16 protein-coding genes are annotated in these 17616 nt (G+C 66.7%); 6 read left to right on the top strand and 10 right to left on the bottom strand.

All coding sequences use genetic code 11. From position 1 onward, the window contains the following. Nucleotides 1–101: 101 nt before the first annotated feature. Nucleotides 102–545: a nuclear transport factor 2 family protein gene (locus FHG09_RS13005; protein WP_152348100.1), complete on the top strand. Its 444-nt coding sequence runs from the start codon at nucleotides 102–104 to the stop codon at nucleotides 543–545. Here FHG09_RS13005 and FHG09_RS13000 read toward each other — a convergent pair. The 7 genes from FHG09_RS13000 to FHG09_RS12970 all read right to left on the bottom strand — a co-directional run bounded on the left by FHG09_RS13000 (nucleotide 496) and on the right by FHG09_RS12970 (nucleotide 9614). Next, on the bottom strand, nucleotides 496–1782 hold the full coding sequence (locus tag FHG09_RS13000) for a class I SAM-dependent methyltransferase (RefSeq protein ID WP_152348099.1): 1287 nt from the start codon (nucleotides 1780–1782) through the stop codon (nucleotides 496–498). The genes FHG09_RS13005 and FHG09_RS13000 overlap by 50 nt on opposite strands. Before the next feature lie 53 nt (nucleotides 1783–1835). After that, nucleotides 1836–2117, bottom strand: coding sequence for an HPr family phosphocarrier protein (locus FHG09_RS12995; protein ID WP_152348098.1), 282 nt, complete (start codon nucleotides 2115–2117; stop codon nucleotides 1836–1838). A gap of 120 nt (nucleotides 2118–2237) precedes the next feature. Next, a complete protein-coding gene (ptsP, locus tag FHG09_RS12990; protein ID WP_152348097.1) occupies nucleotides 2238–3908 on the bottom strand; it encodes a phosphoenolpyruvate--protein phosphotransferase in 1671 nt (556 codons plus the stop codon). A gap of 33 nt (nucleotides 3909–3941) precedes the next feature. After that, a complete protein-coding gene (locus tag FHG09_RS12985) occupies nucleotides 3942–6116 on the bottom strand; it encodes a fructose-specific PTS transporter subunit EIIC (protein ID WP_152348096.1) in 2175 nt (724 codons plus the stop codon). Further along, complete coding sequence (locus tag FHG09_RS12980; RefSeq protein WP_152348095.1) at nucleotides 6113–7204, bottom strand: 1-phosphofructokinase family hexose kinase; 1092 nt, start codon at nucleotides 7202–7204, stop codon at nucleotides 6113–6115. The genes FHG09_RS12985 and FHG09_RS12980 overlap by 4 nt, the downstream gene beginning before the upstream one ends. Continuing rightward, a complete protein-coding gene (locus FHG09_RS12975) occupies nucleotides 7201–7995 on the bottom strand; it encodes a DeoR/GlpR family DNA-binding transcription regulator (RefSeq protein ID WP_152348094.1) in 795 nt (264 codons plus the stop codon). Before FHG09_RS12975 ends, FHG09_RS12980 begins: the two co-directional genes overlap by 4 nt. A 242-nt stretch (nucleotides 7996–8237) precedes the next feature. Further along, entirely contained in the window at nucleotides 8238–9614 is a 1377-nt protein-coding gene (locus tag FHG09_RS12970) for an MFS transporter (RefSeq protein ID WP_227492750.1), read from the bottom strand. Nucleotides 9615–9907: 293 nt separating this feature from the next. Between FHG09_RS12970 and FHG09_RS12965 the strand changes: the two genes are divergently transcribed. Further along, nucleotides 9908–10318 carry a universal stress protein gene (locus FHG09_RS12965; RefSeq protein WP_152348093.1) on the top strand — a complete coding sequence of 137 codons (411 nt, stop codon included), beginning with the start codon at nucleotides 9908–9910 and terminating at the stop codon, nucleotides 10316–10318. Between the two features lie 13 nt (nucleotides 10319–10331). Here FHG09_RS12965 and FHG09_RS12960 read toward each other — a convergent pair whose 3' ends face one another. From FHG09_RS12960 to sucC, 3 genes are all read right to left on the bottom strand, one after another. Beyond that, complete coding sequence (locus FHG09_RS12960; RefSeq protein ID WP_193627393.1) at nucleotides 10332–11411, bottom strand: threonine aldolase family protein; 1080 nt, start codon at nucleotides 11409–11411, stop codon at nucleotides 10332–10334. A gap of 260 nt (nucleotides 11412–11671) precedes the next feature. Continuing rightward, nucleotides 11672–12568: a succinate--CoA ligase subunit alpha gene (sucD, locus tag FHG09_RS12955; RefSeq protein WP_152348091.1), complete on the bottom strand. Its 897-nt coding sequence runs from the start codon at nucleotides 12566–12568 to the stop codon at nucleotides 11672–11674. 18 nt (nucleotides 12569–12586) lie between these two features. Next, nucleotides 12587–13756 carry an ADP-forming succinate--CoA ligase subunit beta gene (gene sucC / locus FHG09_RS12950; RefSeq protein ID WP_152348090.1) on the bottom strand — a complete coding sequence of 390 codons (1170 nt, stop codon included), beginning with the start codon at nucleotides 13754–13756 and terminating at the stop codon, nucleotides 12587–12589. Between the two features lie 197 nt (nucleotides 13757–13953). On the opposite strand from sucC, the gene FHG09_RS12945 reads away from it, so the two are divergent. From FHG09_RS12945 to FHG09_RS12930, 4 genes are all read left to right on the top strand, one after another. Continuing rightward, nucleotides 13954–14448: a MarR family winged helix-turn-helix transcriptional regulator gene (locus FHG09_RS12945; RefSeq protein ID WP_152348089.1), complete on the top strand. Its 495-nt coding sequence runs from the start codon at nucleotides 13954–13956 to the stop codon at nucleotides 14446–14448. Nucleotides 14449–14523: 75 nt separating this feature from the next. After that, nucleotides 14524–15213: a GNAT family N-acetyltransferase gene (locus tag FHG09_RS12940; RefSeq protein WP_152348088.1), complete on the top strand. Its 690-nt coding sequence runs from the start codon at nucleotides 14524–14526 to the stop codon at nucleotides 15211–15213. A 164-nt stretch (nucleotides 15214–15377) separates the two neighbouring features. Next, nucleotides 15378–16088, top strand: a complete 711-nt coding sequence (locus tag FHG09_RS12935) for a hypothetical protein (RefSeq protein WP_152348087.1) — start codon at nucleotides 15378–15380, stop codon at nucleotides 16086–16088. A gap of 66 nt (nucleotides 16089–16154) precedes the next feature. Further along, on the top strand, nucleotides 16155–17486 hold the full coding sequence (locus FHG09_RS12930; protein ID WP_152348086.1) for an FAD-dependent oxidoreductase: 1332 nt from the start codon (nucleotides 16155–16157) through the stop codon (nucleotides 17484–17486). The last annotated feature ends 130 nt before the right edge of the window (nucleotides 17487–17616 follow it).

Here is a 17616-nt window from a genome sequence, read left to right as displayed (position 1 = left end):
CATCGAAGCAGGGGCGTGACGCAGACGATCGCCCTCGGGCAGCAGTGCCAGACCGAGCCGCACCCCGCGGCCCGGGCACAGCGCCGGAGAATCGAGGAATCATGTCCACGTCTCTGCACACGCTCATCACCGACAACCTGACCGCCGTCACGGCCAAAGACGTCGAGGCGGCCGTTGCCACCTTCGCCTCACACGGGGTCCTCATCGACCCGCACTACCCCCGTGTGCGGATGGCCGGTCACACCGAGATCCGCGAAGGCCTCCAATGGGTCGTCGCCGGAATGCGCGAACTCAACTTCACCGTCGACTCGTGGTTCTTCGGCGAGGACGGGACGAGTGCGGCCGTCGAGGTCTCGTCCCGGCATGTGCTCGCGAGCGGCCGGTCCCTCGAGTTCGGCCAGTGCTTCGTCGTCGAGACCGCGGACGGCCGGGTCACCCGCTGGCAGGCCTACGAACCCTATGGCCCCGGCGGGGTGGGAGGACTCGCCCTCGGCGTCAGTCGGCTGAAGTTCCGCAGATCCCGCCGCCGCTGGAGACGACCGTGAACTTCGTGTTCCGGGCCAGCTGCTCACTCGGGCCGATGATCGTCTCGAGGCGGTCCCGGTAGCGCAGGTGCGTATTGAACACGGTGATCACCCGACCACCGGGCGCCAGATGCGCGGCGGCCGAGGCCATGAGCGCCTCAGCCGTGTCGGTCTCGATCGTCGTGCCCTGATGGAACGGCGGGTTGAGGACGACGAGGTCGAATTCGCCCAAGGCCGCCACAGCCGGGTCCTCGGCATCGGCGGCATCGCCGAGGATGATGTCGACGTCGACCCCGTTCGCCTCCGCTGTGGCCCTCGCCGAGGCGACCGCTGCCTCGGACACGTCCACACCGGTCCCCCGTGCTGCCCCCGTGGCACGCATGGCTGCGGTGAGCAGCCACCCGTTTCCGCAGCCGAGGTCGAGCACGGAGTCCGGTTCGGCAGCGGTGCCCGATGCGTCGTCCGCACCGGACAGGGTCTCGATGAGTGCGTCGAGCAGCAGGGTTGAGCCTTCATCGCTCTTCACCCCGGAGAAGCAGGCTCCATGTGCTCTGACCTCGAGGTCTTCGACGTTGGGGTGGGTGATGACTCCGTGCTTCGGGAAACTCGGCAGGCTCGGTGATGACAGCGGTCGGCTGCCGATGATCATCCGGTGCTTGCCGACTCCCGGAGAGACGTCGACTCGAGCGAAACCGCGCGCCAGCTCCTTGTTCACCGCGCGGCTCATCGAGTCGCTGCGACCGATGACGATGATCGTCGACACGCGGGCCTGCAGTGCGGCGATGGATTCGGCCAGTGCGTTCGTGGCCTTCGGTGCGTTGATGACCGCCCACGTCTCAGGGTTCCCCTCCTCCGCCGAGGCGGCCCGACCATGAGCGGAGTGTGCGGATTCCGCCTCGCCGAAGTCCGCGAGTTCCGGGACGTCGGAGAGCGCTGCCGCGGTCCGGGATTCGTCGATGCGATCGTGGTGGACGACCACCTCGGCGAGAGAGCGAAGCAGTGCGGTCTGGACGCCCTTGGCATCGTCGAGCACGATGATGCGGTGCGGGGCCTCAGCGGCGGCTTCGACGTCGATGAAGGCACCGGCCGCATCCCGACCGGATACGTCGAGTTCACGGAGACGTCGGCCGATGATGTATTCGACGAGCATGCGCGCCTGCGGCAGACCGGGCATATCGCGCAGCTGCGGAGAATCCGCCAGCAGATCCCGGCTGCGATGGGCGGCGGCGGAGTCAGGAGGCAGCAGGGAGGCGGACATTCGATCAGTCTAAACTGAGCGGACCGCTTGCCGCCTCCTCGGCTGAAAGCAGCTCAGCCCTCAGCGTCGTGATCGGTCTCGATGAGCTGCTTGAGCTCGGCCAGCGCCTCGTCGGCTCCTTCGCCCTCGGCGCGCAGGACGACCGTCTGACCGTATTCTGCGCCGAGGCCCATGAGGGACAGCACGCTGGCCGCGTCGAGGGCATCCTCGGCGGGTTCGCCCTCCAAGGCGATGGTGATCTCGAAATCAGAGTCTGCGGCGGCCTCGGCCAGCAGAGCTGCTGGGCGAGCGTGCAGGCCGACGGTGCTTCCGACTGTTGCGATGGTCTCTGCCATATCGCTGTCCTTCCTGTTCAGACCGGCCGGATCTGGCCGATCTGGTGGTTCGGCATTGCCTGTGGGTGGTGTCTGTGGTGGTGCTGAGTGTGTCTCGGGTTCATTCCCCGACGGCCGGCCTCACAGACCGAGCTCGTCGAGGAGCGGCAGCTCTGCCCGGACCGCGGCCTTCGCTTCTGCCGGACTGCGTGCGGCGAGTGCACGACGGGCGATCTGCTGTGCTTGGTCCATGGTGACACCGGCCAGCAATTCTGCGACAGCCGGCAGCGCCCGCGGCGCCATGGACAGGCTGGTGGCTCCGAGCCCGACGAGCACGACCGCCAACGCCGGATCGGCAGCGGCCTCTCCGCAGACACCCACCGACTTCTCGGCCGCAGCACCCTGGGCGGCGGCCATGCCGATGAGCTGCAGAACTGCCGGCTGCCACGAGTCGCTGAGTTCGGCCAGGCCGCCGAGCATGCGGTCGGAGGCCATGACGTACTGGGTCAGGTCATTCGTGCCGATGGAGGCGAACTCGACTTCGTCGAGGATCGGTCCCGCCTGCAGCGCCGCGGAGGGGACCTCGACCATGACGCCGGCCACCGGCAGACCGGCCGCGTGGACGAGCTCCGAGAACCGCCTGGCTTCGTCTGCCGTGGCGATCATCGGAGCCATGACACGGACGGTGACCGCATGCTTCGCCGCTGCCATGGCGATCGCCTCGAGCTGACGAACGAGGACGCCCTGGGCCTTCCGGCTGGTCCGGAAGCCTCGCACGCCCAGGGCCGGGTTCGGTTCGTCGGCGTCGGTGAGGAACGGCAGAGGCTTGTCGGCCCCGGCATCGAGGGTGCGCACGACGACCTTGTGGTCGTCGAAGGCCGCGAACACCTGCCCATAGGCCTTTGCCTGCTCGTCGACGCTGGGCTCGGTGTCGCGATCGAGGAAGCAGAACTCCGTGCGCAGCAGTCCGACGCCTTCGGCACCTGCGGCGGCCGCCGCCCGTGCCTGAGCGCCGTCTCCGACATTCGCGCGCAGCGGGATCCGTGTGCCGTCCCCCAGCAGACAGGGTCCGGTGAAGGACCGCAGCCGACCGGCGGTCTTTGTCCACGCCTCGACGAGCTCGGTCTCTGTCGCACCGGGGTCGGTGCGCAGGATGCCGGCGCCGCCGTCGACGAAGACAGACGTGTGATCGGGGATGTCGCGGACCCTGGTGGCTGCGACCACGGCGGGAATGCCCAAGGACCGGGCGAGGATGGCCGTATGACTCTGCGGCCCGCCCTCCTCGCAGACGAGGCCGATCACAGACTTGGGATCCAGGGTCGCGGTGTCGGCAGGAGCGAGATCGGTGGCGATGAGCACGAAGGGGTCGGCCGAGTGCGGGATGCCGGGTGCCGATACTCCGCGCAGATGGGCGACGAGGCGGGCACGCACGTCGAGGACATCGGCTGCGCGTTCGGCCATATAGCCGCCCAGCTTCTCCAACTGGGTCGCTGTCTCCGCGGCAACCGTCCAGATCGCGGTCTCCGCGTCGGTCTCGGACAGGCGCTTGATCGCCGTCTTCACCAGGGCCGGGTCCTTGGCCATGAGGGCGGTGGCCCTGAGCACGTCGCGGGCGTCTCCGGTGACGGTTTCGGCCCGCTCACGCAGTTCGGCGTGCACGGCGGCCGAGGCCTCACGGATCCTGGTCGCCTCCGCCTCTGTGTCGGCCGGGGCCGGCCCCGCCACGGGTGCGGACACGGGGTCGGGCATGCACAGCGCCGGGGCGATGACCCGTCCGGGTACGACTCCGATGCCTGAGAACTCTGCGGACATCCCCATTCCTTCCTCTCTTGCCTGCGAAGTTGTTCAGACTCGCGAGGCGTCAGCGCTCGACGATACCGGTTCGGCCGTCTTCGCCTCGTCGGCCGAACCGGGTCCGGTGGTCGAACCGGTCGATGCGGATGCGGTCGTCGTCGCTGCGGACGGATCGGTCGCCTCGGCGAGGCCTGCCGCTCCGCCCTTGCGGACGAAGATCTTCAGCGCCAGCACCAGCAGGGCGCTGATGATCGTGCCGACGACGACGGAGAGCAGGAACAGCAGGAACGAGTCGATGGCGAAGAAGACGAACACTCCGCCGTGCGGAGCCTGGCTGGTGACGGAGAAGGCCATCGTCATGCCGCCCGTGACGCCGGCGCCGACGACCGACGCGGGGATCACGCGCAGCGGGTCGGAGGCGGCGAAGGGAATCGCGCCCTCGGAGATGAATGCGGCCCCGAGCAGCCATGCGGCCTTCCCGTTCTCCTTCTCCGCCTGGGAGAAGATGCGGGGACGCAGTGCGGTGGCCAACGCCATGGCCAGGGGCGGGACCATTCCGGCGGCCATGACCGTGGCCATGATCTCCCACGGCACGGGGTTCTCGACGGAGCCTGCGGCGAGACCGGCCACGGCGAACGAATACGCGACCTTGTTGACGGGTCCGCCCAGGTCGACGGCCATCATGGCGCCGAGGATGAGCCCGAGGACGACGGCCGCGGTCCCCGTCATCGAGCTCAGCCAGCTGTCGAGGCCCTCCGTCAGGGCGCTGATCGGTCCGCCGAGGACCATGAACATCAGACCCGAGGAGACGAGGGAGGCCACCAGCGGAATGATCACGACCGGCATCAGCCCGCGCAGCCACCTCGGTGCGGCGAAGGAACCGATCCAGTGGGCGATATAGCCGGCGAGGAGTCCGCCGATGATGCCGCCGATGAAACCGGCACCCATGAGCACGGCCACGGCGCCGACGGTGAAGCCGGGCGCGATTCCGGGGCGGTCGGCGATTCCGAAGGCGATGTACCCGGCCAGGGCGGCGACGAGGAAGCTCATCGACAGGTTGCCGATCTGGAAGGCCACGGCCCCGAGGTAGGCACCGACCGGTCCCAGTGCCAGGTCACCGTATTCGGTGGGCAGGTTCCACAGGGAGTTGCCCAGGACGATGTCCTCGGCATAGTCGGGGATGTCGAACCCGCCGAGGAGGAAGCCCAGCGCCATGAGCAGACCGCCGGCGGCGACGAAGGGGATCATATAGCTGACACCGGTCAGCAGCACGCGTTTCAGGTGGGCACCGACGCTCTCTCGTGAGCCTGCTGAGGACGACGTGTCCTCCCCCTCGTCGGCGGCGTGAGCGGCCGCGAGCCTGCGTCCGTTCGGAGCGTCCGCCTCGGCGAGGGCCTTGCGGATGAGTCCCTGCGGATCATCGATTCCGGCCTTGACCGGCACCTGCACATAGGGCTTGCCGGCGAACCGGGCCTTGTCGCGGACGTCGACGTCGACGGCGAAGACAACGGCATCGGCAGCGGCGATGACGGACTGGTCGATCGGTGTCGTACCGCTCGAGCCTTGGGTCTCGGTGACGACGTCGATGCCCAGGTCGGACCCGGCCTGGACGAGGGCGTCGGCTGCCATATAGGTGTGCGCGATTCCCGTCGGGCAGGCCGTGACGGCGACGACGCGGCGGGGGCGCTCCGCAGACTCACGGGGCCCGGCGGAGGTGGGGGCCGCCTCGGTGGTGGGGTCCGCCTCGCTGGTGGTCGGCTCTTCGGGCGTTTCGCGCAGGCCGAGGGCGGTTTCGACGAGGTCGACGACTTCCTGTTCGGTTGCGGCCGCGCGCAGGGAGGCGACGAAGTCCTTCTTCACCAGCGATCGGGCGAGCTTCGACAGCAGCTTGAGGTGGTCCTTCCCGGCGCCGTCGGGGGCGGCGATCATGAACACGAGGTCGGCGGGGCCGTCCTTGGCACCGAAGTCGACCGGAGGATTCAGCCGGGCCATCGCCAGGCTGGGTTCGGTGACCGCCTCGGTCCGGGCGTGCGGGATGGCGATGCCTCCGGGAACGCCCGTCGGGGTCTTCTCTTCGCGGGCGATCGCCGCGGCCGCCAGCCCGTCGGCTGAGTTCGCGCGGCCCTGTTCAGCGATCGTGGCGGCCAGGGCGCGGATGACAGCGGACGACTCCGTCCCCTGATCCGCGTCGAGGATCACCAGTTCTGTTGTGATGAGCGATGTCATCGTGCCTCCTCGGCTTCGGGGACTGTGCCCTCGTGATGATGTCGGTAGGAAGAGTCGTCGGTGGGCGTGGCCGCAGATGTTGCGGGTGCCGTCAGTGGTGTCACTCTCACGGCGTCGGTCCGGGCATCGTCCGGGCCGGGCACTCCGGTGCCGCGCAGCCGGGCAGCCGCGGCTCCGTAGGCAACGGCCTGAGCCAGTGCTTCCCCGGGTTGACGACCGGCGGTCAGCCCCAGCAGGTAGCCGGCCAGAGTGGAGTCGCCGGCACCCACGGTGCTCACGACGTCCATCGGCGGATGCGCGGCGTGCCACGCAGTCTCGGGTTGAGCGAGAACTGCCCCTCCGGCACCCAGGGTCGCAAGGATCGTCCGTGGGCGGGGACCGCTTGCTGTGAGCAGGGTCGATGTAGCGCGAGCCGTGAGCTGCGGTGAGGATTCCAGCCGGTCGGCGATCGTGTGCAGATCGGTGGTGTCGTCCCTGAGTCCGGCGGCGTGCAGGAGTCCTGCGGCGTTGAGGAGCTCGGCGAGTTCTTCGGCGTTCGGCTTGATGAGATCCGGTGAGGCCATCACCGCCGCGGCCAGAGGAACCCCGGACGTATCGACGGCGATCAGCGGCGGCACGGGAAGCTGCCGGATGCGCTCGATCACGTGGGCGTAGAAGTCATCGTCGACTCCTGGAGGCAGCGAACCGGCCAGGACGACCCAGCTAGCATCGGCTGCCTGCTCGGCCACGAGGTCGATCAGTGCGTTCTGAGTCTGCGGGCTCAGAGGTGAGCCTGGTTCGTTGATCTTCGTCGTCGTACCGTCGGGTTCGGTGACGGTGATATTGGATCGCAGCGGTGTGCCGGTGGGAACGGAGCGATGAGCCAGTCCGATCGCGTCGAGTCCGGTGAGCACCGGGTCGTCGATGTCTCCGGGCAGGACCGCAAGGGTGTCACGGTCGGCGGCTGCCACAGCTCGCGAGACGTTGACTCCTTTGCCGCCGGGCTGCTGCCCGGCCCAGACGGCTCGCTGCACCTGACCGCGGAGGACCGGCCCGGACAGTTCGATGGTCCGGTCGAGACTCGGGTTAGCTGTGAGGGTGAGGATCATGGAGTGACGACCTCGACTTCCGCGGTCTCCAAATGGGCTGCCAACGGCTCTTCCGGCGCGTCGTCGGTGATGAGGACATCGATCTGGTCGAGTTCGGCGAATCGCACCAAGGACACGGCATCGAACTTCGCGGAGTCGGCGAGCACGGCGACTCTGCGTCCGGAGTGCACGAACGCTGACTTCGTCGCCGCCTCGTCGTGGTCGGGCGTGGAGACTCCGTCGGCGCTGAGTCCATTGGTGCCGAGCACCGCAAGATCGACTCGGTGGCCTTCGACGGCCGTGATCGTCTGCGGTCCGACCACGGCCCGGGTGACCGGGCGGAACCGGCCGGGGAGGACGAAGATCTCGACGCCGGGCGCACCGGCCAGGCTGTCGATGGCTGACAGGGAGTTCGTGATCACCCGCAGCTGTCGCGGGGCCTGTCCGGCGACGAGGCGGCCGTGGGCTTCGTCTGCGATCGCGCGGGCGAGGGCCGCGCAGGTCGTGCCGCCGTCCACGGAGATGCTCATCGTCTCCTCCAACAGGCTCAGCGCGGACCGCGCGATCGCCGTCTTCTCGTCGAGATTGTGGATCTCCCGATCGTCGAAGGTCGGCTCTTCGAGGCTGTGCGCACGGCACGGTACGGCACCCCCGTGCACGCGTTGGAGGGCTCCGACCTTCTCAAGTGCGGCGAGGTCACGTCGGACGGTTTCCGTGGTGATGTCGAAATCGGCGGCCAGATCGGTGACATTGACCCGGCCCGCCTCGCTGACCAGTGCGGCGATGCGTCGTTGCCGTTCCTCAGCGAACACGTCCGGCCCTTTCTTTCGCGCGGCCTCTCGTCGATACGGACGGGCAACCACGTGACTATCTGTTGGTTTGATCGATCTTAGGACGCTACTCACGTATCGTCAATCACATTCCAACACATTTCCACCCATTCCAACATTGCGTTCGGGTCAGATGACGAGTGCCCCAGAACTCAGTGTTCTGGGGCACTCGTCATTCGCGGTCGGGGTGGGCCGCCTCGGTGAGGGGATCGGCTGCCTGCGAATCAGCTGCCGATGCGCTTGTATGCCGAGGAATCGGCGTTGTCGATCGTCGAGTGCTTGCGGTTGTCGTGCATGAACGCCACGGCCACGAAGCCGACGACCGCGATGACGACGACGTAGACGGCGAACCAGGTGCCGATTCCGGCGTTGCGGAACCACAGGGCGACGTATTCGGCGGATCCGCCGAACAGCGAGTTGCCGATCGCGTAGGTGAAGCCGACGCCGATTCCGCGGATGTGGGCGGGGAACATCTCGGCCTTCACGATTCCGGAGATCGAGGTGTACATGCTGATGAACGCCATGGCGATGACGATGAGGATGCCGGCGGTGAGGATGGAATCGGCCTTGCCGATCATGCCCAGCAGCGGGATGGGCAGCGCGATCATGCCGATGACGAAGATGAGCATGTTGTTCTTGCGGCCGATCTTGTCCGAGATCTTGCCGGCGATGGGCTGCATGCAGACGAAGATGAGCAGGCAGATGGTCATGAGGTCGGCGATCGAGCCCTTGTTGAACACGGCCTCGCCCGGGGTGCCTTCGTTCTGCAGCAGAAGGAACTTCTGCATGTACGTGGTGAAGACGTAGAAGACGAGTGATCCGACGCTGGTGATGCCGAGGACGACGAAGAAGGCGCGCGGGTGGCGCAGCACTTCGCGGAAGCTGCCGGAGTTCTCGTTCTTGCGGGTGTCCGCCGAGGTGGTCTCTTCGAGTCCGCGACGCAGCCACAGGGAGACGATTGCGGCGGCGGCACCGATGACGAAGGGCAGTCGCCACCATCCGGCCTCGATCTGGTCGGTGCCCAGAGTGTGGGTCATGACGACGGCAAGAAGGCTGGCCAGCAGCTGACCGCCGATGAGGGTGACGTACTGGAAGGAAGAATAGAATCCGCGCTTGCCTTCGGTGGCGACCTCGGACATGTAGGTGGCGGTCGCGCCGTATTCGCCGCCGACGGCCAGACCCTGGATCATCCGCACGATGAGCAGCAGGACCGCGGCCCAGGAGCCTACGGTGGCGCTCGTGGGCAGCAGCGCCATCATCAGTGATCCGGCGCACATGAGCAGAATGGAGATGAGCATCGAGTTCTTGCGCCCGAGACGGTCGGCGGCGCGGCCGAAGATGTAGCCGCCGATGGGGCGCATGAGGAAGCCGACGAAGAAGACTCCGGCGGCCTGCATCAGGGACAGAGCCTGGTTGTCGGCGACGAAGAACTGGTCAGCGAAGTAGACGCTGAAGAAGGCGTAGATGTAGAAGTCGAACCATTCGACGAGGTTGCCCGACGATGCGGCCATGATGGCCTTGACCGTCTGCCATTCCGACTTCTTCTGCGCCTGGTACCCACCGGCTTCCGCCTGGCCGAGATTCGTGTTCTGATCTGTCAATGCTTCTTCTCTCTCACTCGTACGCGACGCTCAAAGCGCCCAGGTCACCTTACTGCCGCAAGAGAGTGACCGACGCTTCGGTCAGTAATCGAGATCCGCGTTCGGATGCCCTATTCCGCGCGGATTCAGCTCAGAAACGCTCGATGGTGATGGGCCTCTCACCGTTCGGGTGAGCAAGCTCTCAGCCGAAGCTGCCCGATTCCCTCCCCGCAGAGTGAACGGCCGCCCGGGCGACCAGGCTGAATGTGCTACAAATTGAGGGAGCTTCGTCCAATGTCGCACCAGGAGAGATCATGACAATTCTCGTCGGTTATTCCCCCTCGCCCGAAGGCAAGGCCGCTGTCGAATTCGGCATCGAGCAGGCCCGCGCATTCGACGACGTCCTCGTCGTGCTCAATGCCGGAATCGGTGAGACTCCCGACGAACGCGGTGTGGCCACCAGCAAAGACATCGAAGAGCTCAAAGAGACTCTGCAGAGTTCCGAGGTCTCCCACGAGATCCTTCAGTTCCTTCGCGGCAATGATCCCGTCGAAGAGCTCCTGGCGCTGGCCGAGGCGACCGAGGACACTCGCATGATCGTCATCGGTTCGCGTCGCCGCTCCCCTGTCGGCAAGCTCATCATGGGCTCGACGGCCCAGCGCATCATCCTCGATTCCGAGGTCCCTGTCGTCTCCGTCAAGGTCGACCGGCGGAAGAAGAGATAACCGCCGAACGCCCTCAGTCCCCGGCGATGGCTGAGACGAGGGCGTCGACGTCGTCGTTCGTCGTGTCGAAGGCGCACATGAGACGGACGATGTCCTTCTCCAAGGGCCAGTCCGCGAACGCGAACGTCTGCCGGGCACGGGCGGCCACCTCGGCGGGCATGCGGACGAACACGACGTTCGACTCGACCTTCTGGACGATCTCGACGCCGGGTACACGGCCCTGCGCGGCCGCCTCGGCGAGCTTGTCAGCGAGATACTGGGCCATCTCGTTCGACCGAGCGGCCGAGTTCCGCCACAGATCACCTTCATAGAGCGCGTTCAGCTGGGCGGAGAGGAAGCGCATCTTCGAGGCCAGCTGCAGGTTCATCTTGCGCAGGAAGCGCATTCCGTGGCCGATGTCGGTGCCCAGGACGACGACCGCCTCGGCGCCGAGGAGGCCGTTCTTCGTCCCACCCAGGCTGACGATGTCGACACCGACCGCGGTGGTGATGTCGCCGAGGCCGACGCCGAGGTGGGCCGCGGCGTTGCCGAGTCGGGACCCGTCGATGTGGACGATCATGTCGAGGTCGTGGGCGGTGGCCGTGATCGCGGCGATCTCGTCGGGGGTATAAGTCGTGCCCCATTCGGTGGACTGGGAGATGCTCACGGCCAACGGCTGCGCGTTGTGCTCGTGACCGCGGCCGATGATCGCGGACTTGATGGTCTCGGGGGTGAGTTTGCCGTTCTCTGTAGCGGCGCCGATGATCTTCAGCCCGCCGACCTTCTCCGGGGCGCCGGTCTCGTCGTAGTTGATATGCGCCGAGGCGGCCGTGATCACCGCGGCCCACCGCGGCAGCGCCGACTGCAGGGCGAGCACGTTCGCGCCGGTGCCGTTGAAGACGGGGAACGCCTGGGCATCGGGGCCGAAATGGTGGACCATGATGTCGTGGAACCGGGCCGTCCACGGGTCGCCTCCGTAGCCGGGAGTGTGGCCGACGTTGGCCTCGGCGATGGCGGTGATGACCTCGGGGTGGACGCCGGCCCAGTTATCGGAGCCGAAGTTGCGCGGATGCGCGGCGGCGCTGGTGTCGACGGGCGGGGCGGCGGTGCCGATGTCGGGGAGGATGTCCGCGGGGTTCGTCGACTGCGCGCTCTGGTCAGGTGTCTGGGAGTTCACATTCTCAGACTAGTACGTGCTCCGCGACGTGTGCAGTGCGGTCCGCGCTTGCGTCGCCGGCGTCGCACTCTTCTGCAGACACGAACTCGCTCAAAGTGCAGGCGCAGAGCATTGATGCTGCACGCTTGCACTTTGAGCGAGTTATTGTGCGCCGAGGCGGGTCCGCCCTCAGCAGAGATGGTGCTTCAGCGAAATCCTCAGGCGAGGAGTTCGCGCATGAGTTCGGCGGTCTCGGTCGGGGTCTTGCCGACCTTGACGCCTGCAGCCTCGAGGGCTTCCTTCTTGGCCTGAGCGGTTCCCGAGGAGCCGGAGACGATGGCGCCGGCGTGGCCCATGGTCTTGCCCTCGGGAGCGGTGAAGCCTGCGACGTAGCCGACGACCGGCTTCGACACGTTGTCCTTGATGTAGGCGGCGGCACGCTCTTCGGCGTCTCCGCCGATCTCGCCGATCATGACGATGGCTTCGGTCTCCGGGTCGGCTTCGAAGGCCTCGAGAGCATCGATGTGCGTGGTGCCGATGACCGGGTCTCCGCCGATGCCGATGGCGGTCGAGAAGCCGAGGTCACGAAGCTCGTACATCATCTGGTAGGTCAGGGTGCCGGACTTCGAGACGAGGCCCAGCTTGCCCTTCTTCGTGATGTTGGCCGGGATGATGCCGGCCAGCGAGGCCTCGGGCGAGATGACGCCCGGGCAGTTGGGTCCGATGATGCGGGTGGCGTTTCCGGCGGCCTGCGCACGAGCCCAGACCTCCGCCGAGTCCTGCACCGGGATGCCCTCGGTGATGATGACGAGCAGGCCGATCTTCGCGTCGATGGCCTCGATCGCAGCGTCCTTGGAGAATGCCGGCGGCACGAAGGCCACGGACACGTCGGCACCGGTGGCTTCCATCGCTTCGGCCACGGAGCCGAAGACCGGCAGCTCGACCTCGTTGCCGTCCTTGTCGTTGTGCTTGACGGTGGTGCCGGCCTTGCGGGCGTTGACACCGCCGACGACGTTCGATCCGGCGGCGAGCATGCGGGCGGTGTGCTTCGAACCCTCTCCGCCGGTGATGCCCTGGACGATGATCTTCGAATCGGAATTCAGAAAGATAGACATTGTTGTAAAGACCTTTCCTTACTTGGCCGCAGCCAGTTCGGCGGCCTTGTCGGCTCCACCGTCCATCGTGTCAGTGAGCGTGACGAGGGGGTGCGCGGCCTTCTTGAGGATGGCGCGCCCCTCTTCCACGTTGTTGCCGTCGAGGCGGACGACGAGCGGCTTGGTGGCCTGATCACCGAGGATCTCGAGGGCCTTGACGATGCCGTCGGCCACAGCGTCACAGGCGGTGATTCCGCCGAAGACGTTGACGAACACAGACTTCACCTGGTCATCGCCGAGGATGACGTCGAGACCGTTGGCCATGACCTCGGCCGAGGCGCCGCCTCCGATGTCGAGGAAGTTCGCGGGCTTGACGCCGTTGTGGTTCTCACCTGCGTAGGCGACGACGTCGAGGGTCGACATGACCAGTCCTGCGCCGTTGCCGATGATTCCGACTTCACCGTCGAGCTTGACGTAGTTGAGGTCGAGCTTCTTGGCCTTGAGCTCCAGCGGGTTCTCTGCGCTGATGTCGCGCAGCTCCTCGTGCTCCTTGTGGCGGAAGTCGGCATTGTCGTCGAGGGATACCTTGCCGTCGAGCGCGATGATGTCGCCGGCACCGGTCTTGACCAGCGGGTTGACCTCGACGAGGGTGGCGTCTTCCTGTTCGAAGACGGTCCACAGGCTGGTCAGCACGGGGGCGATCTTCGCGGCGGTGTCCGCATCGAAGCCGGCCGCCTCGGCGATTTCAGCTGCCTTGGCATCGTTGATTCCGTCGATGGCGGAGACAGGGATCTTGGCGAGCGCTTCGGGGCGTTCCACCGCCAGCTGCTCGATCTCCATGCCGCCTTCCTTCGAGCACATGGCCAGATAGGTGCGGTTGGACCGGTCGAGGAGGACGGAGAAGTAGTACTCCTCAGCAATGTCGGCGCCTTCGGCGATCATCACCTTTTCGGTGATGTGTCCCTTGATGTCGAGACCCAGGATGTCCTTGGCGCGCGCCTCGGCTTCATCGGGGTTCTTGGCGACCTTGACGCCGCCGGCCTTTCCACGGCCGCCGATCTTGACCTGAGACTTGACGACGACGACTCCGCCGCCAAGATCTTCGGCTGCCTTCTTCGCTGCTTCTGGCGTCGTCGCGACCTGGGCCTTGAGCACGGGCACTCCGTGCTTCTCGAACAGGTCACGTGCTTGATACTCGAAAAGATCCACGTGTTTTCCTTCGTTTCTGCTGCCGGGTGGTTGGCCCCTGCAGGTTCGTTGACGGATGCAACAACCAAGAACAACCATATTCCCAAACGCACCCGTCCATCCAAACCTGCAGGTTAAATGGACCCTGAGCGTAAGGAATCTCTCGTCAAAAAGTATCTCTGTCGTCAAGATTCTTGATATGGACGTAAAATCGATTCATGGACGAAGTGGATCGAATAGTCGCAGCCTGGCGACGTGAGCGCCCGGATCTCGACGTCTCCCCGATGGAGATCCTCTCCCGCGTCTCGCGTCTGGCCAGGCAGTTGGACCTGGCACGGAAGTCGAGCTTCTCCGATTACGGCATCGAGGGGTGGGCCTTCGACGTGCTCTCCGCACTCCGCCGAGCCGGTGAGCCCTATCAGCTGTCCCCCTCGACCCTGCTCCAGGAGACCCTGGTCACCAGCGGCACGATGACCAATCGCATCGACCGGCTGGTCGCTCGCGGATGGGTCGAGCGCCGCCCCGATCCCGGAGATCGACGCGGGGTGCTCGTCCACCTCACCGACAGCGGCCGCGCCACCGTCGACTCCGCTCTGGCGGATCTGCTCGTGAAGGAGCGGGAGATCCTCAGCGGCCTCACCCCCGCCGGCAGCCGCAAACTCGCCACACTCCTGCGTGAGCTGTCCACCGGCTTCGACGGCAGCGAGGACTGAACCGAAACCCGCCCGCCCCACCACCGAATTCCGGTTGCCCGCCCCACCATGACCCCCGACGACGAGGACTCAGCGATGAACGACGATCTCACGAACTTCACGGGCGCACAGCCGCCTCGGCGAGCACCCATCCACGGTCGCTGCGTCGATCTCGAACCCGTCGATCCCGACGCGCACGGCGATGATCTCTTCACTGCGGTGTCGGAGCCGGTCGGGATCGAGGAGCGCTTCCGCTACCTGCCGCAGTCCCCGCAGACCGAACGCAGCGAGTTCGATGCTTGGATCGCCGAGGCTGCCGCCAGTTCCGATCCCCTCTTCTTCGCCGTCGTCGACCGATCCACAGGGCGAGCCGAGGGCCGGCAGGCACTCATGCGCATCGATGCCGCCAACGGGGTCATGGAGATCGGGCACATCCTCTGGGGGCCGGCGCTCAGACGCACCCGGGCAGCCACCGAAGCGCTGTTCCTCTGCGCCGATCTCGCCTTCGCCTCCGGCTTCCGTCGGTTCGAGTGGAAATGCGATGACGCCAATGCCCCGTCGAAGGCGGCGGCCGAACGCTTCGGGTTCACTTTCGAAGGAGTGTTCCGACAGCACCTCGTGTACAAGGGCCGCAACCGCGACACTGCGTGGTTCTCGATCATCGACGGCGAATGGCCGATGCTTCGGTCGGCCTACCAAGTCTGGCTCGACGAGGCGAACTTCGATGCCTCAGGTGCCCAGCGGCAGAGCCTGCGCGAACTCATCGCCGCAGCCCGCCGCGGCTGAGGCGTCGGAGGGAATCGGAGTCAAGGCGCAAACAGGCATCGCAGGCTGTCCCCACGCCTCCCATCGCTTTCGTCGCTTCACCGCGCGTCCGCCCGGGTGAGGGCGGTCGCGCGCATTAGGCTGGAAGCGCAACCACTCGGCCCCTGACGACACCTCGAGGAACCATGCGACTTCGCCCCCTTGCCCTGCTGTCCGCCGCCGCGATGCTGGCCACGACATCGGCCTGCGTGTCGACGCCCGAGGAGACCCGACCGCAGCCCCGCCCCTCGGTGAGCAAGGAGGAGGTCACCCCGATCGAGACTCCTGACGATGCGCCGAAGGTGTCCATCGTCGACTCCTCCCCCGGCGGTGCGAAGGACACCGATCCGCTGTGGCAGGGTCTCGCCGAGGCGGCCGAGAAGAAGACCGAGGCCTACCTCAAGGTCTACGTGCACACCGGCAACCCCGAAGTCCCCGACTCCGGCGAGACGACCGTGACCGCCGACAGCCCCGACAGCGTCAGCGTCACCGTCGATGCGGAGAACGTCGATGACGGCGCCTCCCCGTTCCTGCTCATCCACGGCACCTTCGACGTCGAGGAGATCGGCAACTCCGCGTACACGCTCAAGACCGTCGACGACGAAGACATCCCAGAGCTCGACCCGAAGGGCCCGGACGACGAGAAGCGCTGCACCGCCGATGACGCTCAGAACCGCATCGGCTTGGCCGCCGACGACCTCGCCGAGGATCCCGGCCGTCGCGAGGAGTTCCGGCAGCAGTGGGGCGGTTCGCCGCGCGTGTGGTGGGGCATTCAGAAGACCGCCATCAGCCTCGGCGAAGAGGGCGGAGTCGCCGGCGACTTCCTCACCGAAGCCTGTGGGGAGTTCCTCCAGTAGTCCCTCCGTTCCGCTCCTCCTCCGCGGTCTCTCGCCAGCCGACGCCCTGCGTGCGACGATGACACTGTGAAGATCGCCGTCGTCGGAGCTGGAATCGGCGGACTCTCGGCGGCCGTGGGTCTGCAGAGAGCCGGCGCCGACGTGACCGTGTTCGAACGCGCTCCCGAGGTCAGAGCCGGAGGTTCGGGTCTGTCGATCTTCGCCAATGGACTCGCAGCACTGGAGACTCTGGGTCTGCGCGCGGCGTTCGATGCCGTGACCGACGCCAGTGTCGAGGGTTTCGCCGCAGGTCAGCGCCGCGCCGACGGAGCCTGGATCGCTCAGGTGCCCAACGATTCGGTCGGTGCACTGCGCATCGTCGACCGTGCCGACCTCCACCGCATCCTCCTCGGCGCCCTGGCCCCGGGAACGGTGCGCACCGGCTCCGAGGCGACCGTGACCGGCACCGACGGGACGTTGACCGTCACGGCCAGGTCCGCTGGCAGTTCGAGCACGATGGAGTCGAACGCGGACCCTGCCACCGCTGGCGCCGACAAGCTCCCCGCACCGACGCCCACAACAGACTCCGATCCGACGCCGACGACAGAGGAGAGCTTCGACCTCATCGTCGGCGCTGACGGACTGCACAGCCGGACCCGCACCGTCGTCGACGGAGAGCCGGTGGCACCGCGGTACTCCGGGTACTCCGCGTGGCGGGGCATCACCTCGGTGCCGGTGGATCTGTCCGGTGAAGCCGGAGAATCGGTCGGGCACGGACGCCGCTTCGGCATCGCCCCGCTGGCCGACGGCCGCGTCTACTGGTTCGGTGTGGCCAACATGCCGCAGCGCGCTGTCTTCGCCGACGAGAAATCCACCGTCGAGCAGATGTTCACCGGATGGCACTGCCCCATCGCCGACCTCATCGCCGCCACCCCCGCCGAGGAGGTCCGCCGCACCGCGATCTCCGACCTCTCCCGCCGGTTGGCCCGATTCCATCGTGGCCGCGTCGTGCTGCTCGGCGATGCCGCGCATGCGATGACGCCGAACCTCGGTCAGGGCGGAGGGCAGGCCCTCGAGGACGCAGCGACGCTCACTGTCCTGCTCGCCCCGCTGCTCGCGGGCCGCCGGGCCGGAAACGCTGCCGAATTCGCTGCCGAACTCGTCGCCGGCCCGGAGCCTGATGTGCCTCGGGTACGCGGCGCGGATCCAGAGTTCGAAGCGGCGCTGCAGCGCTATGATGCGCTGCGTCGGCCGCGGACCCAGTCGATCGCACTGAAGTCACGCCTCATGGGACAGGTGTTCCAACTCGAATCGCCGCTGCTGGCAGGTCTGCGCAATGCCGTCTTCTCCGCAGTTCCATCGAGACTCATCGCCGCTCAGGCCGCGAGCGTCCAGAGATGGTCGCCGCCGCCGGCCTGATGCTGATGGCCGAGCGCCGCTGTCACGAGTTAAGTGTTGGAAGAATGTCGCTGAGACGCTGGTTTTCGGCATTCTTCGCACAGTTGACGCGTTCTCGCAGCGGCGTGGGGCCCCAGCTGATCCCCGCTCA

The organism is Brevibacterium sp. CFH 10365, assembly GCF_009299785.1.
Lineage (GTDB): Bacteria > Actinomycetota > Actinomycetes > Actinomycetales > Brevibacteriaceae > Brevibacterium > Brevibacterium limosum.
Note: the sequence above shows the minus strand (reverse complement) of the source record. Positions and strands in the feature narration are given on the sequence as shown.

Coding starts and splice junctions, on each gene's coding strand:
- FHG09_RS13005 (WP_152348100.1), top strand. CDS start 102: ATGTCCACGTCTCTGCACACGCTCATCACCGACAACCTGACCGCCGTC.
- FHG09_RS13000 (WP_152348099.1), bottom strand. CDS start 1,782: ATGTCCGCCTCCCTGCTGCCTCCTGACTCCGCCGCCGCCCATCGCAGC.
- FHG09_RS12995 (WP_152348098.1), bottom strand. CDS start 2,117: ATGGCAGAGACCATCGCAACAGTCGGAAGCACCGTCGGCCTGCACGCT.
- ptsP (WP_152348097.1), bottom strand. CDS start 3,908: ATGTCCGCAGAGTTCTCAGGCATCGGAGTCGTACCCGGACGGGTCATC.
- FHG09_RS12985 (WP_152348096.1), bottom strand. CDS start 6,116: ATGACATCGCTCATCACAACAGAACTGGTGATCCTCGACGCGGATCAG.
- FHG09_RS12980 (WP_152348095.1), bottom strand. CDS start 7,204: ATGATCCTCACCCTCACAGCTAACCCGAGTCTCGACCGGACCATCGAA.
- FHG09_RS12965 (WP_152348093.1), top strand. CDS start 9,908: ATGACAATTCTCGTCGGTTATTCCCCCTCGCCCGAAGGCAAGGCCGCT.
- sucD (WP_152348091.1), bottom strand. CDS start 12,568: ATGTCTATCTTTCTGAATTCCGATTCGAAGATCATCGTCCAGGGCATC.
- FHG09_RS12945 (WP_152348089.1), top strand. CDS start 13,954: ATGGACGAAGTGGATCGAATAGTCGCAGCCTGGCGACGTGAGCGCCCG.
- FHG09_RS12940 (WP_152348088.1), top strand. CDS start 14,524: ATGAACGACGATCTCACGAACTTCACGGGCGCACAGCCGCCTCGGCGA.
- FHG09_RS12935 (WP_152348087.1), top strand. CDS start 15,378: ATGCGACTTCGCCCCCTTGCCCTGCTGTCCGCCGCCGCGATGCTGGCC.